Source organism: Collinsella sp. wc0529, assembly GCF_046116875.1.
Lineage (GTDB): Bacteria > Actinomycetota > Coriobacteriia > Coriobacteriales > Coriobacteriaceae > Collinsella.
Genome location: NZ_JBJXBO010000001.1, coordinates 975,337 through 995,085, shown reverse-complemented (window position 1 = coordinate 995,085; position 19,749 = coordinate 975,337). Strand labels below are relative to the sequence as shown.

Annotated in this window: 17 protein-coding genes and 2 tRNA genes; 1 reads left to right on the top strand and 18 read right to left on the bottom strand. The window is 60.9% G+C overall.

The annotated features are described in order from the left end of the window. Positions 1-126 precede the first annotated feature (126 nt). From ACKUTP_RS04175 to asnB, 15 genes are all read right to left on the bottom strand, one after another. Positions 127-675 carry a hypothetical protein gene (locus ACKUTP_RS04175; RefSeq protein WP_022094319.1) on the bottom strand — a complete coding sequence of 183 codons (549 nt, stop codon included), beginning with the start codon at positions 673-675 and terminating at the stop codon, positions 127-129. A gap of 313 nt (positions 676-988) precedes the next feature. Next, positions 989-2,557: a threonine/serine exporter ThrE family protein gene (locus ACKUTP_RS04170; protein ID WP_409063613.1), complete on the bottom strand. Its 1,569-nt coding sequence runs from the start codon at positions 2,555-2,557 to the stop codon at positions 989-991. A gap of 367 nt (positions 2,558-2,924) precedes the next feature. After that, entirely contained in the window at positions 2,925-4,889 is a 1,965-nt protein-coding gene (gene lysS, locus ACKUTP_RS04165) for a lysine--tRNA ligase (protein WP_409063612.1), read from the bottom strand. A 79-nt stretch (positions 4,890-4,968) separates the two neighbouring features. Then, entirely contained in the window at positions 4,969-5,439 is a 471-nt protein-coding gene (greA, locus tag ACKUTP_RS04160; protein WP_006234960.1) for a transcription elongation factor GreA, read from the bottom strand. Between the two features lie 106 nt (positions 5,440-5,545). Further along, a complete protein-coding gene (gene tatA / locus ACKUTP_RS04155; RefSeq protein WP_409063611.1) occupies positions 5,546-5,821 on the bottom strand; it encodes a twin-arginine translocase TatA/TatE family subunit in 276 nt (91 codons plus the stop codon). A gap of 112 nt (positions 5,822-5,933) precedes the next feature. Continuing rightward, positions 5,934-6,010 (bottom strand) — tRNA-Pro (locus ACKUTP_RS04150). 49 nt (positions 6,011-6,059) lie between these two features. After that, positions 6,060-6,956, bottom strand: coding sequence for a 4-(cytidine 5'-diphospho)-2-C-methyl-D-erythritol kinase (gene ispE, locus ACKUTP_RS04145; protein WP_409063610.1), 897 nt, complete (start codon positions 6,954-6,956; stop codon positions 6,060-6,062). 2 nt (positions 6,957-6,958) lie between these two features. Next, positions 6,959-7,255, bottom strand: coding sequence for a Veg family protein (locus ACKUTP_RS04140; RefSeq protein WP_006234957.1), 297 nt, complete (start codon positions 7,253-7,255; stop codon positions 6,959-6,961). A gap of 183 nt (positions 7,256-7,438) precedes the next feature. Further along, positions 7,439-7,885, bottom strand: coding sequence for a D-aminoacyl-tRNA deacylase (gene dtd / locus ACKUTP_RS04135; RefSeq protein WP_409063609.1), 447 nt, complete (start codon positions 7,883-7,885; stop codon positions 7,439-7,441). Positions 7,886-7,888: 3 nt separating this feature from the next. Next, a complete protein-coding gene (gene rdgB / locus ACKUTP_RS04130) occupies positions 7,889-8,530 on the bottom strand; it encodes an RdgB/HAM1 family non-canonical purine NTP pyrophosphatase (protein ID WP_022094898.1) in 642 nt (213 codons plus the stop codon). Between the two features lie 140 nt (positions 8,531-8,670). Further along, on the bottom strand, positions 8,671-9,396 hold the full coding sequence (gene rph, locus ACKUTP_RS04125) for a ribonuclease PH (RefSeq protein WP_195232425.1): 726 nt from the start codon (positions 9,394-9,396) through the stop codon (positions 8,671-8,673). A gap of 54 nt (positions 9,397-9,450) precedes the next feature. Next, the gene (gene murI, locus ACKUTP_RS04120) at positions 9,451-10,335 is read right to left on the bottom strand and encodes a glutamate racemase (protein WP_035137557.1); all 885 of its coding nucleotides are present in this window, start codon (positions 10,333-10,335) and stop codon (positions 9,451-9,453) included. Between the two features lie 51 nt (positions 10,336-10,386). Continuing rightward, entirely contained in the window at positions 10,387-11,298 is a 912-nt protein-coding gene (locus ACKUTP_RS04115; protein WP_161115112.1) for an HAD family hydrolase, read from the bottom strand. A gap of 107 nt (positions 11,299-11,405) precedes the next feature. Beyond that, positions 11,406-12,968 (bottom strand): Mur ligase family protein, encoded by a 1,563-nt coding sequence (locus ACKUTP_RS04110; protein WP_161115111.1) that lies wholly within the window; start codon positions 12,966-12,968, stop codon positions 11,406-11,408. A gap of 112 nt (positions 12,969-13,080) precedes the next feature. Continuing rightward, complete coding sequence (gene asnB, locus ACKUTP_RS04105) at positions 13,081-14,961, bottom strand: asparagine synthase (glutamine-hydrolyzing) (protein WP_161115110.1); 1,881 nt, start codon at positions 14,959-14,961, stop codon at positions 13,081-13,083. 187 nt (positions 14,962-15,148) lie between these two features. Here asnB and ACKUTP_RS04100 point away from each other — a divergent pair. Next, positions 15,149-15,224: transfer RNA gene (locus ACKUTP_RS04100), tRNA-Val, on the top strand. Positions 15,225-15,858: 634 nt separating this feature from the next. Here the strand turns inward: ACKUTP_RS04100 and ACKUTP_RS04095 are convergent. The 3 genes from ACKUTP_RS04095 to argB form a co-directional block, all read right to left on the bottom strand. Beyond that, positions 15,859-17,193: an IS256 family transposase gene (locus ACKUTP_RS04095; RefSeq protein WP_409063237.1), complete on the bottom strand. Its 1,335-nt coding sequence runs from the start codon at positions 17,191-17,193 to the stop codon at positions 15,859-15,861. Between the two features lie 156 nt (positions 17,194-17,349). Next, positions 17,350-18,633 (bottom strand): aminotransferase class III-fold pyridoxal phosphate-dependent enzyme, encoded by a 1,284-nt coding sequence (locus ACKUTP_RS04090; RefSeq protein ID WP_161115109.1) that lies wholly within the window; start codon positions 18,631-18,633, stop codon positions 17,350-17,352. 69 nt (positions 18,634-18,702) lie between these two features. Then, positions 18,703-19,683 carry an acetylglutamate kinase gene (argB, locus tag ACKUTP_RS04085; RefSeq protein ID WP_117734280.1) on the bottom strand — a complete coding sequence of 327 codons (981 nt, stop codon included), beginning with the start codon at positions 19,681-19,683 and terminating at the stop codon, positions 18,703-18,705. Positions 19,684-19,749: the final 66 nt, after the last annotated feature.

The window sequence follows — 19,749 nt, the reverse complement described above, 5'->3', positions numbered from 1 at the left end:
GCAACGGAGCAGCACGGGCCCTCCGGTCATGTGCACCGCTCACGCCCGCGATGTCGCCGAGAGAGCTATCCACGCTTAGGGCTCCAACCAAGCAAGTCGCCCGCGCTCAGCAGATCCCTAAGCGAGCTACTCGCACTCAGGAGCCATAGCCTGCTCCAAGAGCTCGGCATGCTCCTCCTCGAAAACCGTCCCCACAGGGAAGGCGCGACGGAAGACGAAGCGGGAAATCGGACCGGCTACCAAAAGGTTCCACGGCAGCGCCATCACAAAATTATGCGGGATGTTGATCATCCAGATCGCGGGCACGGAATACAGGTTCGCAAGGATGCCGCCGGGCATGTGCGTCAGACCCTCACAGGCACCGTACAGCGACATGATGATGACCATGGGAACGACCATGCAGGAGCTGACGGCGAGCGTCATGGCAAGTGGCGAGCTCTTGCCCGGCGTGACCAAGTACTTAAAGGCGAAACCCTTGGCGAGCGGGCTGGCGACGAACCAGTCGCAGCACATGGCAAAAATGTAGGCAACGGGGAAGCCGAGCCACGCAGTGGCAACGACCTCGCCGTTGATGGCCCCGTGCTGCAGGGCAACGTTGTAGATGCTCATCCAGAGCACCATGCAAAAGCACATGATAAAGGTGAACAGCAGGCTCTCTCGTTTGTTGATAGGCATAAAGGGCAGATTCCTCTCTGTGTTGTACCGCGGCGCCACGCAACAAAAACGGGCGGGCAAGATGGAGCTGTTGGAACTTCATCTCGCCCGCCCGCGATACGTGCGTCTGCGACTACTTATGTGGTGGAACTACCCTAACACGAACGGCGCGCGCTTCGTAAGCGTTGAGTTTATGAAGATGCAGGGCACCGATAATCCCCCGACCCCATAAGTTGCGGTGGAATACGGACTGTTTTGACCCTTTAAGCAGCAATTCAGTCCCTATTTCACCGCAACTCATTTGGTGCAAAGTAACCTGTCCCCCTTGCGCTAATTAGCTGGTATGGCGCCAGCGAGGGTCGGTGAGGGTTCTCGCCACGCCCAAGCCAACGGGCAGAAACGCCACGATGAGCACTGCGCGCACAAACCAGCCGAGCATGTTGACCGTGTCGAAGGTGCACATGTAATACATAGAGCGATAGAGATACAGACCGGGCACCATAATGACAATCGAAGGCACCGTGAGGGCGATGCGCGGGTAGGTGAGCTTGACTTCGGCCAAGCTTGCCAGCAGACCCGATACCAGCGCGCCGATAAACGCTGCTGCCTCGGGAGGCATTCCCGTGCTGAGGCCCAGGAAGGGAATCATCGTCGGCGCATCGACAAGGGTCAGACGCAGGGTATTGGACACGGCGCCGATCAACCCAGCTGCCGCGGCCATCTTTACCGGGCTGTTGAACATCACCGAGAAGCCGAATACGCCAACGAAGCTCATCACCACGCGCAGGAGCGTAAGGGCAAGCGGCGAAAGGCCCAGTGGGGCAAAGTCGTCCGGCGCCAGGCCAACACACTCGGCAACCATCCAACCTACGAGCGTCGCCATCACAATAATCGATACGGCATATGAAAGGCGCTCGATACCGCTTCGCATGTCGAGCTTGGCGATGTCGAGGCCCGCCGTAATGAGCGGAAAGCCGGGAATCACAAAGAGCATGGCGCCGATATAGCCTTCTTGGTGCGACATTGCCCCCGGTATGACCTGGCCAAGGCCGAGCAATGCCAGCAGATACGAAACGCAAGCGAGCGCAACGCCGGTCGTCAGCGCGCTGAACTGACCAAGGCCTTGCTTGAGAATATGGGAGCGGGCAAAGTTGCCGACACCCGCGCCCACAAACGCGCAGGCCATCTCGATAGGGCCGCCGCCGAGCAAAAAGACGAAGGCGCCGCAAGCACAAGCTGCCGCAAGGCCCTGTTGCCAGGGAGAGTAATCGGGTTTTGAACTCTCAACGGTCTTGAGCATCTCGTGGTATTCGTGCACGGTAAACCGGCGCCCATACGTCTCGATTTCCTTTAAGAAGCTCTCCATCATCCAAATGCGATGGGTATTGACTCCCGTTGTGGGCAGGCTGACAACCTCGTTAAAGCAGTGGCCATCTTCGATGCAGGTGCACTCAAACGACAGAAGACTTAAGTCAACGTGGATGGTGACACCGAGTACGGCGGCAACACGATTCATGGTATCGCGCACGCGCCAGGCACCCGTTCCGCTTGCCAGCATAAGCATGCCGGTGCGGCAGATGATGGATGATTTATCGGTGAGCGGCGCATCGACGGCAAGCTCATCGCCTGCCGTCACGATCTGGTGCCAGTCAGTTTTCATATGGAGCGCGCCGGCACGAACGCCGTGGTGCATGGGGGCTCTCGAAAGCAGCGAGTCAAGGCGCGAAGGCTGTGGGGGCTCCGTTGATCCGACCTCGTCCTCATCAGTCTCTTCATCGACCAGATCAAAGGAATCAAGCGGCGCTGGCTCGCGACGATCGATCAGCTCCTCGTCCTCATCATCAAAGTAGTTGAACTGATCGAGCATGTCCTCTTCAATCGCGCGCTCGCTCGCATCGTCCATCCCGGTGCTCCCTTCCTATCGACTAACCCCCATCCTAGACAGCGACGGCTAAAGGAAACATAAAAGAGACGGCTGTCATGCGAGCCATACGCGCAATAGCCATTGAGTAGTCATTGGGGACGTTCTTGAATGACTAGTCGTTTAAGAACGTCCCCAACGACTAGTCATTCAAGAACGTCCCCAATGACTACTCCGACAACGTCGATGTATTGGCAACGCCAGCGAGCGGGTCGCATTTGTGACAAGGTGACGTGAAACGAAAGGGCGCTGACCTTTTGGTCGCGCCCTTGAAGTTGAACGTCAGATTGTCCAAATGCGGCCCGCGCAGCGTCGAGCCGTTACGCGGTTCGTAGAACCGCGTAACAAGTTAGTACATCTTTGCGCCGGCGGGGATGGAGGCGTCGAGCTGGATCAGGTTGAGGCGCTCCTCACCATCCTCCTCGTGGATGGCACTGATGAGCATGCCGCAGCTGGGGATGCCCATCATCTTGCGCGGAGGCAGGTTGGTGATGGCGAGCAAGGTCTTGCCGACCAGGTCCTCGGGCTCGTAATAAGCGTGAATACCGGAGAGGATGGTGCGGTCGGTACCGGTACCGTCGTCGAGCGTAAAGTTCAGCAGCTTCTTGGACTTCTTGACGGCCTCGCATGCCTTGACCTTCACAGCGCGGAAATCGCTCTTGGAGAAGGTATCAAAGTCGACGAACTCCTCAAACAGCGGCTCAACGGCGATCTTGGAGTAATCGAGCGTGGGCTTAAGCGACTTAACGAATGGGCTCGCGGCGTTGCCGGCCTCTGCAGCCTTGGCGGCAGCGGCACCGGACTGGAAACCCTTCTCGGGCTTCATGTGCGGGAACAGCAGGACGTCGCGGATAGAAGCCTGGTTGGTAAGCAGCATGACCACGCGGTCGATACCAATGCCAATGCCGCCCGCGGGAGGCATACCGTACTCGAGGGCGCGCACGTAGTCCTCGTCATACTCCATAGCCTCATCGTCGCCGCCGGCCTTCTCGGCCATCTGGGCAGCAAAGCGCTCAGCCTGGTCGACCGGGTCGTTGAGCTCGGAGAATGCGTTGGCGTACTCGTGGCCGGCGATGACCAGCTCAAAGCGGTGAGTCAAACGCGGGTCGTCCTCAAACCGCTTAGCGAGCGGGCTGACCTCGATGGGGTAATCGCACACGAAGGTCGGGTTGACGATGGTGTCCTCGCCCAGCTCATCGTAAATCTCGGCGATGATCTTGCCGGCAGTCCACTCGGGCTTGATCTCCAGGCCCTTCTCGCGCGCGGCGGCAGCAAGCTCCTCGACCGGCGTGTCGATGGTGACCTGCTTGCCGAGCACGTCGGAGACGATGTCGGTCATGGGACGGCTGGCCCACTCACCAGAAAGGTCGATGGTCTGGCCCTGGTACTCGATGACCTCGGGGTTGCCGATGGCCTTGTTAGCCGCCTTGATGACACCCTGGGCGAGCGCCTTCATGCCCTCGAGGTCTGAGAAGGCACGGTAGGCCTCCATCGTGGTGAACTCGGGGTTGTGGGTAAGGTCCATGCCCTCGTTACGGAAGATGCGGCCGATCTCGAACACGCGCTCAAAACCACCGACGATGCAGCGCTTGAGATGGAGCTCGGTGGCAATACGCAGGTAGCACTCCTGATCGAGCGCGTTGAAGTGGGTAATGAACGGCTTGGCGGTAGCGCCGCCCTGGATGGTCTGCAGGATGGGGGTCTCGACCTCCATGTAACCGTCGGACTCCATAAAGCGACGGAAGGTAGAGAGAATCTGCGAACGCTTACGGAAGGTCTCGCGAACGTCGTCGTTGGCGATCAGGTCGACATAGCGCTGGCGATAGCGGGTCTCCTTGTCGGAAAGACCGTGGAACTTCTCGGGCAGCGGACGAACGGCCTTGGAAAGCAGGGTCGCGCTCTTAGGGGCAACGGAAAGCTGGCCGCGCTGGGTGCGCACGACCACGCCGGTCACGCCCAGGATGTCGCCCAGGTCGAGGGCCTTGAGCGTATTCCAGGCAGCCTCGTCCATGTCGTTGATGCGGCAGAACAGCTGAATCTCGGCCGTTGCGTCGCGCACGACGATGAACATGATCTTGCCCTGACCACGCTTGGCGACCACGCGGCCGCCGATCTTCACGACGTCCTCGGTGTCTTCGCCATCGGCAAGATCGGCATACTTAGCCTCGATGTCGGCAACGTAGTCCTCGATCTCGGAGTGCTCGGGATAGGGGTTCTGGCCCGCCTCGAACAGGGCGGCGCGCTTGGCCAGGCGCGTGGCACGCTCGTCGTTGAGCGTCGATGCCTGCTCGGCGGCGTTTTGGTTCTCTGCCATAAGTTAGCTCCTCAAACTAAAACGCTCCCCAGGATTCGGTCCCAGGGAGCGAAAACATACCTTTACGCGGGACCGTGGTCTAGCGTGCGATCTTGGCGATGGTGTAGACGCGAGTCTTGCCGGAAGGCGTAACGACCTCGACGGAGTCGCCCTCGCCGTGGCCGATGATGGCGTGGCCGACCGGGGACTCGTTGGAGATCTTGTGCTCGAGCGAGTTGGTCTCGGTGGTACCGACGAGCGTGACTTCCATGACCTCACCGTTGGGATCAATCAGCGAAACGGTGGAACCGATGGAGACGGTCAGATCGCCCGTGGTGGCAGCAACCTGAGCGTTGGCGAGAATAGCCTGAATCTCGGCAATGCGAGCAGCATTCTGAGCCTGCTTGTCCTTGGCGGCATCGTACTCGGAGTTCTCCGAAAGGTCGCCAAACGCGCGGGCTTCCTTGATGTCCTCGACGATCTCCTTGGCGTAATCGCCCTCACGCCAAGCGAGCTCCTCGACGAGCTTCTGGCGGCCCTCAGCGGTCAGTACGATCTGGCTTGCGTCCATACGGATATCTCCCCAACTATGATGTAACAATCAACTGTCAACATAACGAAAAAGACCGGCTAGCCTGCGGGCAAGCCGGTCAGGTGCTCACCCCAAAGGGATGGGACTACTCTGCGTCCGCGTCGCCGTCCTCTGCCTTCTTTTTCTTGGCGGCGGCGAGCTGGGCCTCGAGCTCTGCGATCTTCTTGTCCTCCTCGGACTCCTCGACCACAACGTCCTCGGCCTGCTTGGTCTCGTCCTTATCGTCGCCCTCCATACCCTCGCGGATATTCTTGACGGTAGAGCCGAGGGACTTACCGAGCTTCGGCAGGTTCTTAGGCCCAAAGATAATCAGGATAACAACGAGAATAATGATGAGCTCAGGAGCCCTCAGTCCAAACATGTAGACCTCCACAATACAGCGAGACAAGCTCGAATGAGTATACCGCGGGTATCGCGGTATCACAACAATAGCTAAAAAAAGGGACCGCAAGAAGCGGTCCCTCCTCATGCTCTGGTCGGGTTGACTGGATTTGAACCAGCGACCCCTGCGTCCCGAACGCAGTGCTCTACCAAACTGAGCCACAACCCGTTAGCTCGACTATAGTAACAAAGATTTTCGCCGCGTGCTAGAGAAATTTTTATTTCTTTGGCGCGTCGATTTGAACCGTGTTGGGAATAAGCTCAGTCGCGCAGGCCCACCAGCCACTTTGCTGGGCAGCATCGGCAAGCCTTTCGGCCATGGCAGCGGTGTCGCAAATGGCAAACGAGCAGGCACCCGATCCGCACACATCTACAGCAACGGTTCCGTCCTGTTTACGCAGCCAGTCGAGGACCGTTTGAATCTGCGACTCCATCTGTGCGGAAATGACACCAAGGTTGTTATGGATGAGTGCATATGCCGTCTCGGCATCACCAGCACGCAAGGCAGAAGCTATCGCGCCGGGCTTGTCCGCAGGCACCGGGGCCTCGTCAAAACGTCGATAGGCTTCAATTGTCGAAACGCTTGCCTCGCGCGGCTTGACCAGCACGACGGGCGTCGCGGGCAGCGCGGGGTACTCAGTTGCCAGCACGTCTCCCCCACCTACGTAGAACGCAGGACTCGCGTGCAAAAAGAACGGGACGTCAGCACCAATGCCCCGCGCAATATCGTCGAGCGCTGGGTCGGTGCGATCAATGCCCCAGAGCTCCGCCAAGGCGACAATGACCGCGGCCGCATCCGTCGAGGGGCCGCCCAAGCCGGCGCACAATGGAATGCGCTTCTCAATCGTCACGCAGATGTTTGCCTCGCGACCATAATGCTCGGCCATAGCAACCGCAGCCCGATACGCCGTATTCTTTTGCATGGGAAAATCTGATGCTGGAACCGTCTGGACGGTCAGCGCCTGCGCCGGCGTGACCGTCACGGTATCGGAAAGACCGACGGCTGCCATCAGGGAATCGACCCTGTGGTAGCCGCGGTCATCGCGCTCGGTATGAACCCCCAGGTAGAGGTTGATCTTTGCCGGCGCGGAAAGAGTCAGGGACCAATCGGTCACCGTTAATGCTCCTCGAGCTGATTGCCGAGCGGGGTAAAGATATGCTCGCCGCTCTCGGGGTCGAACAGCTCGACCTGGCCGGTGAGGACATCGATGTACTGGTAGGACTGACGCGACTTGCGGCCGCGACGCTCGTCAACCTCGACAATGAAGACGGCCGGGTGGACGCTCTTGATGGTGCCCATGCGCTCGACGACGCGGGTACGGCCCATGTTGGCCTTAACCTTGACGCGATCGCCCACCATATCGGTCAGCTTCTCGTGGATGTCGTCGACGTGATTGACTTCCATCTCTTCCATGAACAGGGCCTCCAGAAGGTGCAATTCAAAAAGGGGATAATACCCCTAAGATAGACAAAACTCTAATACTATAGCACCCTGTTGTGGCCATACGCAAGTAGCTAAAAAAGCCCGGTCTCGAATACGTACCAGACGACAATCTCGCATGACCAGTTGTTACGCGGTTTGGTAAAACCGCGTAACCTAAAGGATATCGGTGTCCAAGACGATGGTGAATGGGCCGTCGTTGACCAAGTCGACTTTCATATCGGCGCCAAAAATGCCGTGCGCCACGTGTTCGACATCTTGGCGAACGAGCGTCAGGAAGTACTCGTAGAGCTCGTTGGCAACATCGGGCGCGCCGGCATCCGTAAACGACGGACGGCGACCGTGGCGGCAGTCGGCGAACAGCGTGAACTGCGACACCACGAGCACCTCGCCGTCGACATCGGCAAGTGCCAGATTGGTCTTGCCGTTCTCGTCCTCGTTGATACGCAGCCCGCGGAGCTTGCCCCACAGCTTGTCGGCCTCGGCACGCGTATCGCCATGGCCCACACCCAGCAGCACCAGGTAGCCGCGTCCAATGCGGCCCACGCACTCGCCGTCGACCGTCACGCCGGCGTTGAGCACGCGCTGCACCACCGCACGCATGGCCTACTCCTCGCCCGTCAGCTTGGCGGACAGATGCTCGAGCGCGTGGAAACGATGGCTGATGGCGTTCTTCTCGTCAGCCGTCAGCTCGGCCATGGTCTTGCCCGGCGTGTCGACCGGCAGGAACAGCGGGTCATAGCCAAAACCATGGTCGCCGCGGCCCTCGTGCGCGATAACGCCCTCGCAGGCGCCCTCGCCATAGGTAACCAGACCGTCCGTGTCGATGAGCGCGACGACGCTCATAAAGCGCGCGGTGCGGTCCTCATCTGCCACGCCTTCCAGGTTAACGAGAAGCTTGGCGTTGTTGGCGGCATCGTCGCCGTGCACGCCCGCATAGCGCGCGCTATACACACCGGGCTCACCGTCCAGCGCGTCGACGACCAAGCCCGAATCGTCGGCAATGGCCATAAGGCCCGTCTCCTCAACCGCGGCTTGGGCCTTGATGATGGCGTTCTCCAAAAACGTCGTGCCGTTTTCCTCGGGATCCTCAAAATCACCCAGCTGGCCGAGCGCCACAAAGCGCACCTCGGGCATGACCTTGCCCAAAATGGCCTCGATCTCGGTGAGCTTATGGGCGTTGCCCGTTGCCACGACGATGGTCGCCGCCGGGTCGAGGGTGTCGATGTCAATCTTCTCAAGTGCCATGACTGGCCTCCTTGTCTCTATAGCAAGCCGCGTGAGGGGCGTTTGGGCACTTGACCTCTCCCCTCTCAGGCGATCGGACCTTTCAACGCAGCATTTCAGCAGATAAAACCTACCAAAATAAACCTGTCCCTTTTGGCAGGTTAGGCGATGGCTTGGCGCTGAAGCTCGATGAGCTCGGCGATACCCTTGTCGCCCAGGTCGAGCAGGGCGTTGAGGCGTTTGCGGTCAAAGGGCGCCTGCTCGCCGGTGCCCTGGAGCTCGATCATCTCGCCGGTGTCGGTGGCGACGAGGTTCATGTCGACCTCGGCATGGCTGTCCTCGGAATAATCGAGGTCAAGCAGCGTATTGCCGTCGACAACGCCCATGGAGATGGCAGCCACCTGGCCGATAAGCGGGATGCGCTCGATCTTGCCCGCCTCGACCCACATGGCGAGGGCGTCGTGCAGCGCCACCCAGGCGCCGGTGATGCTCGCTGTACGCGTGCCGCCATCGGCCTGAATCACGTCGCAGTCGACGGTAACGGTGTACTCGCCGAGTGCCTTCATATTGACGACGGTACGCAGGCTGCGACCGATGAGGCGCTCGATCTCCATGGAGCGGCCCTTGCGGTTGGCGTGCTCGCGCTTGCAGCGCTTGCCGGTCGACGCCGGCAGCATGGCGTATTCCGCGGTCACCCAGCCGGCCTTAGCTCCCTTTCGCCAGCCCGGCACGCCCTCCTCGATAGTGGCGGCGCACAGTACGCGCGTGTCACCGAACTCGGCCAAACACGAGCCGTGGGCGTGCTTCATGACGCCACGAGTGAGCTTGACGGGGCGCAGCTCATTGGCGGCACGGCCGTTGGCGCGGTTGACCTGCATATACTCCATAGAAATATCCTTTCGGCAAAAGATGTGGCGAAGGCTTTGGCGGCTGCCTTACATCTATTTCAGCTCATCGATATCGATATGTTCGATGCTCTTGAGCGGCTGACCAAAGATAAAGCTGCCCGCCACCGCAAACTCGGCAATGTTATCGGCCGTCGTGGCAAAACGATGCTGCGGCTCGGCGGCGTCGCCCGCCAGCTGCTCGCGGCGCGTGAGGATATCGGTCAGCTCGCGCGTGGTCTCCTCGGCGGAACTCACGACGCGCACCCCAGGCCCCAGCGCATGGCGGATAGGTCCCACCAACAGCGGGAAATGCGTACAGCCGAGCACCACGGTATCGATACCGTGGTCGCGCAGCGGCTCAACCGTGGCACCCACCAGCGCACGCACGGCAGGCGTATCGAAGATGTCCTCGTTCTCAAGCCACTGTTCCTGCAGATGTGCACCCGAGGCGAGCTCGTGTTCGACAACCTCGACAAAGCTCGAGGCAGGACAGCCGTATACATCGACGCCGGCATCCAGGTCCTGAATGGCGCGCGTGTAGGCGCCCGAGCGAATGGTGAGGTTGGTGGCGAGCACGCCCACGCGACGCGTACGCGTGCTGTTGATTGCCGCACGGGCACCCGGCGCGATCACACCGATCACGGGAACGTCGAGCACCTGCTGGGCCAGACGCAAGGCCGCAGCGGTCGCCGTGTTGCAGGCGATGACCATAATCTTGACGTCGTGCTTCGAAAGCCAACGACCCGCCTGCAACGCAAACGAGCGCACCTCATCCTCGGTGCGCGTGCCGTAGGGGCAGCGTTTGGTGTCGCCGAAGTAGTAGACGGACTCGTGCGGCAGCGCCGTCGCGATGGCGCGCGCAACCGTCAGACCGCCCAAACCAGAATCGAACACGCCAATCGGGCGCGTGTCGCCTGCCGGATTCTCGATATCGGACATTACCTCACCAGTCTCTCTCGAAAAGACATGTCCAAGTGCAGCGACGCCGCGCTACGAACGCGCCGCGACCAGCAGCTCTGCCGTCGCCGCCCAACCGTCGACAATTTTGCCGCGCGTAACGAAAGCGTTCTCGCAAGCAGCCAGGAACTCGGGCGCGCCGGCGCTCGTCAGGCCATTCTCGACCAAGCAGAACGTGCCCACGTGATCGGCCATGTAGAAGTCGGACTCGGAGTCGCCGAGCGCGAGCGTCTCCTCGCGCTCGATCCCTAGGTGCTCGCAGAAGCGCGCAATGGCAACGCCCTTGTTGAGACCCGCCGGATTGATGTTGAAGGCGCGGCCGTCCTCGACGCGATCGAGTTCGAGCGTCGTCGGCTTGGACAGGTGAGTCAGATGGCCGTTGCAAGCCCAGATCAGACCGCAGCCGGCCTCGTCCAGGATGGCCTGGACCTCATCGTCGGGCACATCGCCGCGCATGCCGACGGTGACCTCACGGTATTTGTAACCGGTCGACATGTCGTTGTGGTACTCGATCTTGTGCGGCCAGCGGGCGAGGATCTTCTCGCACACGCCGGTCTGCTCGATCACCTGGTGCGGAGTAAGGCCGCAGGCGGGGTCGTAAGGCATGTCGCCGGTCAGATACTCCCAATCGTTGGCTTTGAGGTCGTACATGACCAGGCCGCCCATCTCGCCGATGTAGGAGTTGAGGCCGAGCACGCGCGCGTCCTCGTGGATCATGGTACGGTTGCGGCCCGAGGTGGGAACCACCTGGATACCAGCGCGAGCGAGCGCCACGACGGCCTCGACGAGTTTGGTCGAAGGGTTGCCGTCGTTGTCGCGCAGCGCGCACGAGCCGGGCGCGAGCATCGTGGCATCCAGGTCGGTAAAGACGTACTTGACCTTGGCCAAGCGCTCGCGCATCTCGCCCGAAAGCTCGGCAACGGTCGGCAGGGTATTGTGGGACATGGTTACTCCGTTTACGTAGAAGGATTTGGACTTGGACGGCATGTTTTGATTGAGGGAACACGCTTATGGCGACAGCGCACTCAGGGCGCCGCCGCCATCATGGTTCATTAGTCAAACTGGGTAACATCGATCAGGCGATTGGCCAACGAAAGGTCGCTCTCGATGGGCACGAACTCGTCGCCCACGTGCATGAGCTCCTCGTCACCCTTTGCCAGCAGCAAGACAATGGTAGGAGCATCGGGGTTGACGTACTCCTCGCGCGCCGCCTTGAACGCCGCATGCACGGCAGCTTCGCGATCGAGGATGATCTTGTTCGGCGTATCGTCGGGAACATGTTCGGCAAGCTCGCGACAGACCTTCATCGGGTCCTCGTGAGCCGGGTCCTCATTGGCAAAGATCATCAGGTCGGAATACGGTGCGGCCTCGCGCGGAAGCTGCTCGCGGCGCTCCTGCGCCTTGCCGCCGGCAGCGCCAAACACCGCGATGACCGGGCTGGCGGGAAACGCGCGCTTGACCGACGAGAAAAGCGAACGGAACGAAAGCTGGTTGTGCGCATAGTCGACGACGCAGATCACGCGGCCGTCCTTCGACTCCACGACCTCCATACGGCCCGGCACACGCAGTTTGGAGAGGCCCTTCTTGATAGCCTCGATACCGATGCCGATCTCGCGCGCGGCGGCGATAGCGACCAGCGCGTTCTCCACGTTAAAGTCGCCCGCGATACCCAGCAGGACCTTCTCCCCCGCCTCGGACTCGTCGGCACACAGGCCATGCAAGTTGAACTCGATGCTAAAGCCGACCATGCGTACGTCGCTCGCCCACAGGCTTGCCTCGGGATGCTCGACGCCAACGGTCACCAAGCGCTCGGCCGTCGACGCTGCCTCCAGCACACGGTCGACCTCTTCGGTGCCCAGATTCACCACGGCGGTCTTTGCCTGGTCAAAGATCCTGAGCTTGCTCTCAAAATAATCCTCAAACGTGGGGTGTTCAATCGGCGAGATGTGGTCACGCCCGATGTTGAGGAAGCACGCCACGTCAAACGGCAGGTTCTCGACGCGCTGGTACTTGAGCGCCTGGCTCGAAACCTCCATGACCATGGACTGGCGACCGGACGTGCGACAGTTGGCGATATGGCGCCAGACCTCGGGGGCCTCGGGCGTAGTATTGGTGCTCTCGTAGCACTCGATACCATCGTCGGTACTCACCGAGCCGATCATGCCGCAGGACTCGCCCGCCGCTTTGATAATCGACTGGAGCATAAAAGCGGCCGTGGTCTTTCCCTTGGTGCCGGTGATGCCCACGATCTTGACGTCGTGGTCGGGACGGTCGTAGACCTCCGGCGGCAACAGGGCCATGGCCGTGCGAACACTTTCAACAACCAGCATCGCAGCACCGCTCTCCTTCGCCAGCGGCTCCAGAGACTCGACCAGCGACTCCTCGCACACAAATGCGACGGCGCCCGCATCGAGCGCCATGCTCAAAAACGCGGGCTTAAAGGCAGCACCTTTGCAAAAGAACACGTCACCTGCCGAGACCGCGCGCGAATCAAACGAGCAGCCGGTCACGGCACGCTCGTCAACCTGCTCCGATGCGCGCAGCTCGCCGCACACACCGAGAAGCTTGGCAAGCGTATCGACCGTGGTCACGGTCGCGGAATCCGAATGGTGCATCTTTCACCTTTCTCAGCCATTTGGCAGGGACGGTTTTCATAGTAACTGAAACGTGCTCGCGCAAAAACGGCTCCCGGAGGAGCCGTTACGCGCAGGCATTCGTAAGCCGAGACTAGGCAGCCTGAACAGAAGGCTGGCCCTCGTCGATAAAGAAGCGCTTGTACCACACTAGGAACACGAGCGGCGTATAGATCTTGCGCTGGAAATCGCCCTTGCCCGCAAAGTGCAGATCGAGCAGGTGCATGAGCTCGTCGGTATTGAAGAACTCGCTTGCCCACGGCGCGGTGAAGTACTCCTTGACATAGTCGTACCACTTTTGCTCGCGCAGCCAGTAGACAATCGGCACCGGGAAGCCCACCTTGGGACGGGTGGCCCACTCATCGGGCAGCGACTTGTTGGCAGCGTGGCGGAGTACCTGTTTGTTGCCGTTCTCGTTGATGCGGTAGCGGTCGGGAATGTGCTCGGCGAACTCCATGACTTTGCGGTCCAGGAAGGGCACGCGCAGCTCCAGTGAGTGTGCCATGCACATCTTGTCGGCCTTGAGCAGAATGTCGCCCGGGAGCCACATGTTCATGTCCAGGTACTGCTTCTTGACCAGCTCGGGCTGACCCTTCACGCGCGCATAGATGGGAGCGGCAAGCTCGAAGGCGCCATCGCCGGTGTTGTACTCGGGCTTGAGCACGCCGTCGACCTCGCGCTCCGGCCATACCAGAGCCTGTCCCAGGAACGACTTCTCAGGGATCTCGGCACCCTTGACCAGGAAGTTATGTCCCTTGAAGTACGGCATATGCAGCGCCAGGTTACCGAGCGCGCGACGGATGGGCAGCGGCACCATCTTTTTGTACTTGCGCACCGGGACCGTATCCTCGTAGTAGGCGTAGCCGCCAAAGAGTTCGTCGGCGCCTTCGCCCGAAAGCACCACGGTGACGTCCTTGCGGGCCATCTCGGCCAAGAACCACAGCGGCACGGAAGACAGGTTGGACTGCGGCTCGTCCATGTGATACTGGATGTCCTCGAGCGCACCGAAGAACTCGTCGGCGGTAATCATCTTGCGAACGTTCTCGACGCCGAGCTTATCGGAAAGCTCCTTGGCGTAGTTGGTCTCGTTGAAGTTCTTGTAGTCAAAGCCCACCGAGAAGGTCTTGTCGGGCATGAGGCAAGCGGCGATGTAGCTGGAGTCGACGCCACCGGAGAGGAACGACGCGACCTTGACGTCGGCGATGCGATGGGCCTCGACGCTCTCGTGCACGACCTCGTCCAGCTCATCGACATACTCTTCGAACGGCTTCTCGACGGCAGAGTAATCGCAATCCCAGTAACGCTCGATGTTCATCTTGCCGGTCGGGATATCGACGGTAAAGTAGTGCGCCGGCGGCAGCTTGTAGACACCCTCGAAGAAGGTCTCCTCGGTTGCCGAATACTGCAGCGTCATGTACGGACGCAGAGCCTTTTTGTTGACCGCCTTGTGGAAGTGCGGGTAGTCCAGGAAGCTCTTGATCTCGGAACCAAAGAGCACGCCCGGAGCGCCGTCGCCCGCATCGGCCATGGGATAGTAGTAGAGCGGCTTGATGCCAAAGATGTCGCGGGCGCCAAAAAGCTTGTTCTTCTTTTTGTCCCAGATGACGAAGGCGTACATACCGCGCAGACGATCGAGTACGGCCTCGCCCCACTCCTCGTAGCCGTGCAGGAGGCTCTCGGTGTCGGCGCCGCAGTGGAACTTGTAGCCCTTGGCCTCGAGCTCGGAACGGAGTTCTTGGAAGTTGTAGATCTCGCCGTTGAAGACAATGACGACGCTGCCGTCCTCATTGGCCATGGGCTGAGCGCCGGCCTCGGTCAGGTCGAGGATCGACAGGCGGCGGAAGCCCAGGGCAACGCGGCCGTCGATAAACTGACCGCCCATGTCGGGACCGCGATGGACGATGCGGTCCATCATCTTGGTGAGCACCTCGGATTGGTTATCCGTCCCACCGACAAAACCGACAAAACCGCACATATACTATCCCCTCTGCTGTTGCTGGGCATCAAATCGAATCAGTAGCTTTTGAGTATACCCGAGGGCGTAAAGAGGGGCGGAATGTTCAGGCAATCTCAACTGAATCAGCTCCGCTGTGACACGCGCCGGTTACCTTTAATGGATATGAGGTGAATGGGGCGATTGTTTTGCTATACTCTCTCCGCACGGGCGATTGGCGCAACGGTTAGCGCAGGTGCTTTACACGCACAAGGCTGGGGGTTCGAATCCCTCATCGCCCACCATTGAATTGGAAACGGTCCTCGAAAGGGGACCGTTTTTGTTTGGGCCCATTTCATGGGATTCGAACCCGCAAGGGTGCGGAGCTGAGGAAACGCGAAGCGTTTTCCAGCGCAGCACGCGAGGAGCGAAGCGACGAAGCGGATGCGGGCGGCGGAGCCGCACGCGGACATCCCTCATCGCCCACCACTGATTTGATAGGCCTCCAGCGATGGAGGCCTTTCCTTTTTCATGCCCAGCGCATGGGATTCGAACCCGCCAGCACGTCTGTCACAAAGGCCGTGGTCAAAAAATGGCAAAAATGAGTACTGCTACTTTGTTTGCAACATATAAAAAGACAGTATTTGCTTAAGTTACGCAACATATGTCCATTATAAGGACTAACAGTTAGATCAAAATCGTGTATTCATCGCCATTTCGACTTGATATCTGGCCTTATTAGTCCAAAACTGCTGCTACCAAATCGGTAGCAGTACTCATATTTACTGTTTTTTGGTCAGCAGGTCCCCCTTGCCTTAGCAAATCTAAGGCAAAACGGGCTCCAGACCGCTGAATCATGCCGCATAGGGCACGTCAGCAGGTGGCGCGCGCAGACGTGGTGTAAGAGTGTCCTGAGGTCCGTCGCTGCAAGCCCCGATGTTACTCCTTCTTGAGGCCGCGCTTCTCGACTATCTCGTCCACTATCTCCCTGGCGCGCCGCCCGAGCGCGCGGCGCCTCCCCTCTGTCGGGGCCGGCCTGTCCGCGGTCTCGGCGAAGCCCTCGGCGGCCGAGGCCTCGGAGAACACGCGCTGCTGGGACCACTGCCCCTCGGTCTCCATGAGGCTCGCGCACGTCAGGCGCAGCATCGACTCCCTCGAGGGGAAGGACTGCACGACCCTGTAGCGGCGCTTGATCTCGCGGTTGGCGCGCTCCTGGACGTTGTTGGTGCGGAGCTTGGCCCAGTGCGCCCTGGGGAAGGCCGTGAACGCCAGCGCGGAGTCCTCGGCCTGCTCGAAGACCTCGCCGGCCCTGGCGGACACCGACGCCACCCAGGGCGCCGCCTCGGCCCACACGCAGCGCGCGAGGTCGGGGTCGTCCTGGTAGACCGCGGCGTGCACGAGGTCCCTGACGGCCGCCTTGGAGTCCTCGGGCCTGCCCGAGCAGGCGCTCTGGAGGTTGCGCTGCAGGTGCGTCACGCAGCGCTGCCAGGCGCAGCCCTGGAACAGGCGCGAGACGGCGGCCACGAGCCCGGCGTGGCTGTCGGAGACCACGAGGCGGACGCCGGCCAGCCCGCGCTCGCGCAGCCCGCCGAGGAATGCCGCCCAGGAGTCCTCGCTCTCGGTGTCGACCACGTCGCAGCCCAGGAAGTGCTTGCGCCCGTCGGCGCCCAGCCCGATCGCGGTCACGACGCCCTGCGAGACGACCGACGAGCCGACCCTGCAGCTCATGTAGGTGGCGTCGAGCCACAGGTAGCAGCACGGCGTGCCCGAAAGGTCGCGGCGGCGGAACTCCGCCACCTCGGCGTCGAGGTCGGAGCAGAGGCTCGAGACCTCCGAGCTCGACAGCGAGGATATGCCCAGCTTGGACGCCACGCGCTCGACCTTGCGGGTGGACACGCCGCACACGTACATCTCCTGCACGATGGCGGCCACCGAGGTGTCGACGCGCGACCATCGCGCGAGCATGCCCTCGGGGTAGTAGGTGCCGTGCCTGAGCTTGGGTATCTCGAGCTCCACGTCGCCCACGGCGGTCTTGAGCGACCTGGGGCGGTAGCCGTTGCGGCTGTTCTCCCTGCCGTCGCTGCGCTCGTTGCGGCTCGCGCCGCACATCTGCTGGGCCTCGGAGTCCATCAGTGCGTTCATCACGCCGCCCAGCACCCTGCACGCGAACTCGCGCGCGTCGCCGCACTCCTGCCAAAGCCTCGCCGCCTCGAGGGCCTCGTCGCGACCGAGGCGCAGTACACTCTCTTCTTGGGGCATCGCCTTTCCTTCCATTCGTCACCTTCATTACTCCAACGACGAATTCTAGGCGGTGTCCCCTCCCTTTCAAGAAAGGGCGGAGGCGGGGCATGCCCCGCCTCTTACACCACATCTCTGTGCGCTACCCGTCAGCAGTCCGGAACCCGGTCCAAATTGAGTTATTGCACCGCGTTAGCCCAAGACACCCGACAGGATCTCAATCAGACTATCCACGTCGGCTTCCTCGCAGACGAGCGGCGGCAGGAAACGCAGCGTATGGGCACCCGTAGCGTTAATCACGGCACCGGCGGCCAGCGCGCGGGCAACAATATCATGCGCATCGCCCGCAGCATCATCCAAATCACAGCCGAGCATCAAGCCGCGGCCACGCACCTCGGTCACGTGCGGCAGCTTAGCGAGCTTTGCCTCCATATAGGCGCCTACCTTGGCAGCATGGTCGGCATAATCGCCGCGCACGAGCGCGGAGAGCGTCGCGGCACACGCCGTGATGGCCAGGCAGCTACCGCCAAAGGTCGAACCATGATCGCCGGGCTTAAAGACGTCGGCGATTTCCTTCTTTGCCACCACGGCACCCATGGGCACGCCGTCGGCAATGCCCTTGGCAAGGCTCATGATGTCAGGCTCCACGCCATAGGTTTGGAATGCAAACGGCTTGCCAGAGCGGAAGATGCCGCACTGGACCTCGTCGGCGATAAGCACGGCGCCCACTTCGTGTGCCAGGTCGCGCGCCGCCGCCATAAACTCCTCGGTCATGGGGTGCACGCCACTCTCACCTTGGATCGGCTCGAGCATCACGGCGCAAATTTCACTGCCCAGCTGCTTAAAGATCGCACGCAGTTCATCGACATCGTTGGGCGTGCAGGCCACAAAGCCACCCGGCAGTGGGCGGAAGCTGTCCTGCAGCCAATCCTGCATGGTGGCGGCAATGGTCTCGAGCGTACGGCCGTGGAACCCGCCGCGCATGCACACGATGGTGTTGCCGCCATTACCGGCACGCTTGGCGTACAGGCGCGCGAGCTTCATCGAGCCCTCGTTGGCCTCGGCGCCAGAGTTGGCAAAGAAGGTCTCCCAAACCTGCTCATCCGCAGCCGGGGCACCAAGAGCAGCTGCCGTGGTCTCATCGCCGGCGACAACGGCATCGGCAAGCACGCGCGCACCATCTACGTCGTCGTTAGCAAGCTTGGACAGCAGCGCCGCGACCTGTCCGCGCTGCTCAATGTAGAAGTAATTGGAGACATGCATGAGCTTTTTGGTCTGTGCCTCGAGCGCCGAAAGCACAGCCGGGTCGCCATGACCTAGGCTGCACACGCCGATGCCGGCAAGAAAGTCGAGGTACTCACGGCCATCGTCGCCGGTGAGCTTCATGCCGTGACCCTCGACAAACTCGACCGGAGAGCGGCCAAAGGTATGCATAACGTAATGGGATTCAAGCGATTGCTGAGCTGCAAGTGACATGAGATGCCTTTCGTTGGGCGCCAGACGGCGCGGGGCTATGGGTGCAGGAATGGGGCGGCTGAGGGTCAGCTAGACCGTCTGAAGCTTCTCGACCTCGTCAAGGTTCTCGGTCAGACGCGCAGCAAACGTCGAAAGCGGATGCGGATGCGTATCGAACTCGTAAGCCGTCTCGGTGGAATGGATCACGGTGCCGACGCCGGCATCGGTCAGCAGCTCCAGGAGCAGCGAATGCGGCGTAGTACCGTTAATGATGTGGGCACGAAATACGCCGCCGGTAAGCGCATCGACGGCCGCACGCAGCTTGGGAATCATGCCCTTATCGACCTCGCCGCCGTAGAGCATTTCGTTAACCTCGTCGAGCGTTAGGTTGGAGATAAGCGAGTCCTTGTCGCTAAAGTCCTTGTACAGGCCATCGACATCGGTCAAAAAGATCGCCTTATGCGCGTGGAGCGCCGCGGCAACGGCACCGGCGGCGGTGTCGGCGTTGATGTTGAAGAAACCGCCGTCCTCCCCCGCCGCGACGGTAGCGATGACGGGGATGTACTCGCTATCGAGCAGGCGCTCGATATAGTCGGTGTTGACGTGCGTGACCTTGCCCACGCGGCCGAGCTCTGGGTCGAGCGGCTCGGCGATAAGGGTGCCGGCGTCGCTGCCGGACACGCCCACGGCCAGGTTGCCGTGGTGGTTGAGCGCCGCGACCAGCTCCTGATTGACCTTGCCGCCCAGTACCTCACGCACGATGTCCATGGTGGCAGGCGTAGTCACGCGCTGGCCGTTCTTAAACTCGACGGGGATGTCGTAGTGGCTGAGCGCCTCGTTGATAGCCTTGCCACCGCCATGCACGATGACGGGGCGCATACCGATGATCTTGAGCAAAACGATGTCGCTCATCACGTCGCGGCGCAGCTGCTCATCAACCATGGCGGCTCCGCCATATTTGATAACAACCGTCTTGCCGGTCAGGTTCTTAATCCACGGCAGCGCTTCGAACAGCAGCTGCGCGGTTGCTTCGTTGGATTCGCTCGAACGACAATCGCGTGCGAATTTCATAATCTGCCTCGTCTTTCGTATCGTTATCGCGCCGTGCTCCGCTGTCCGCAATCGCGGCAAGATGCG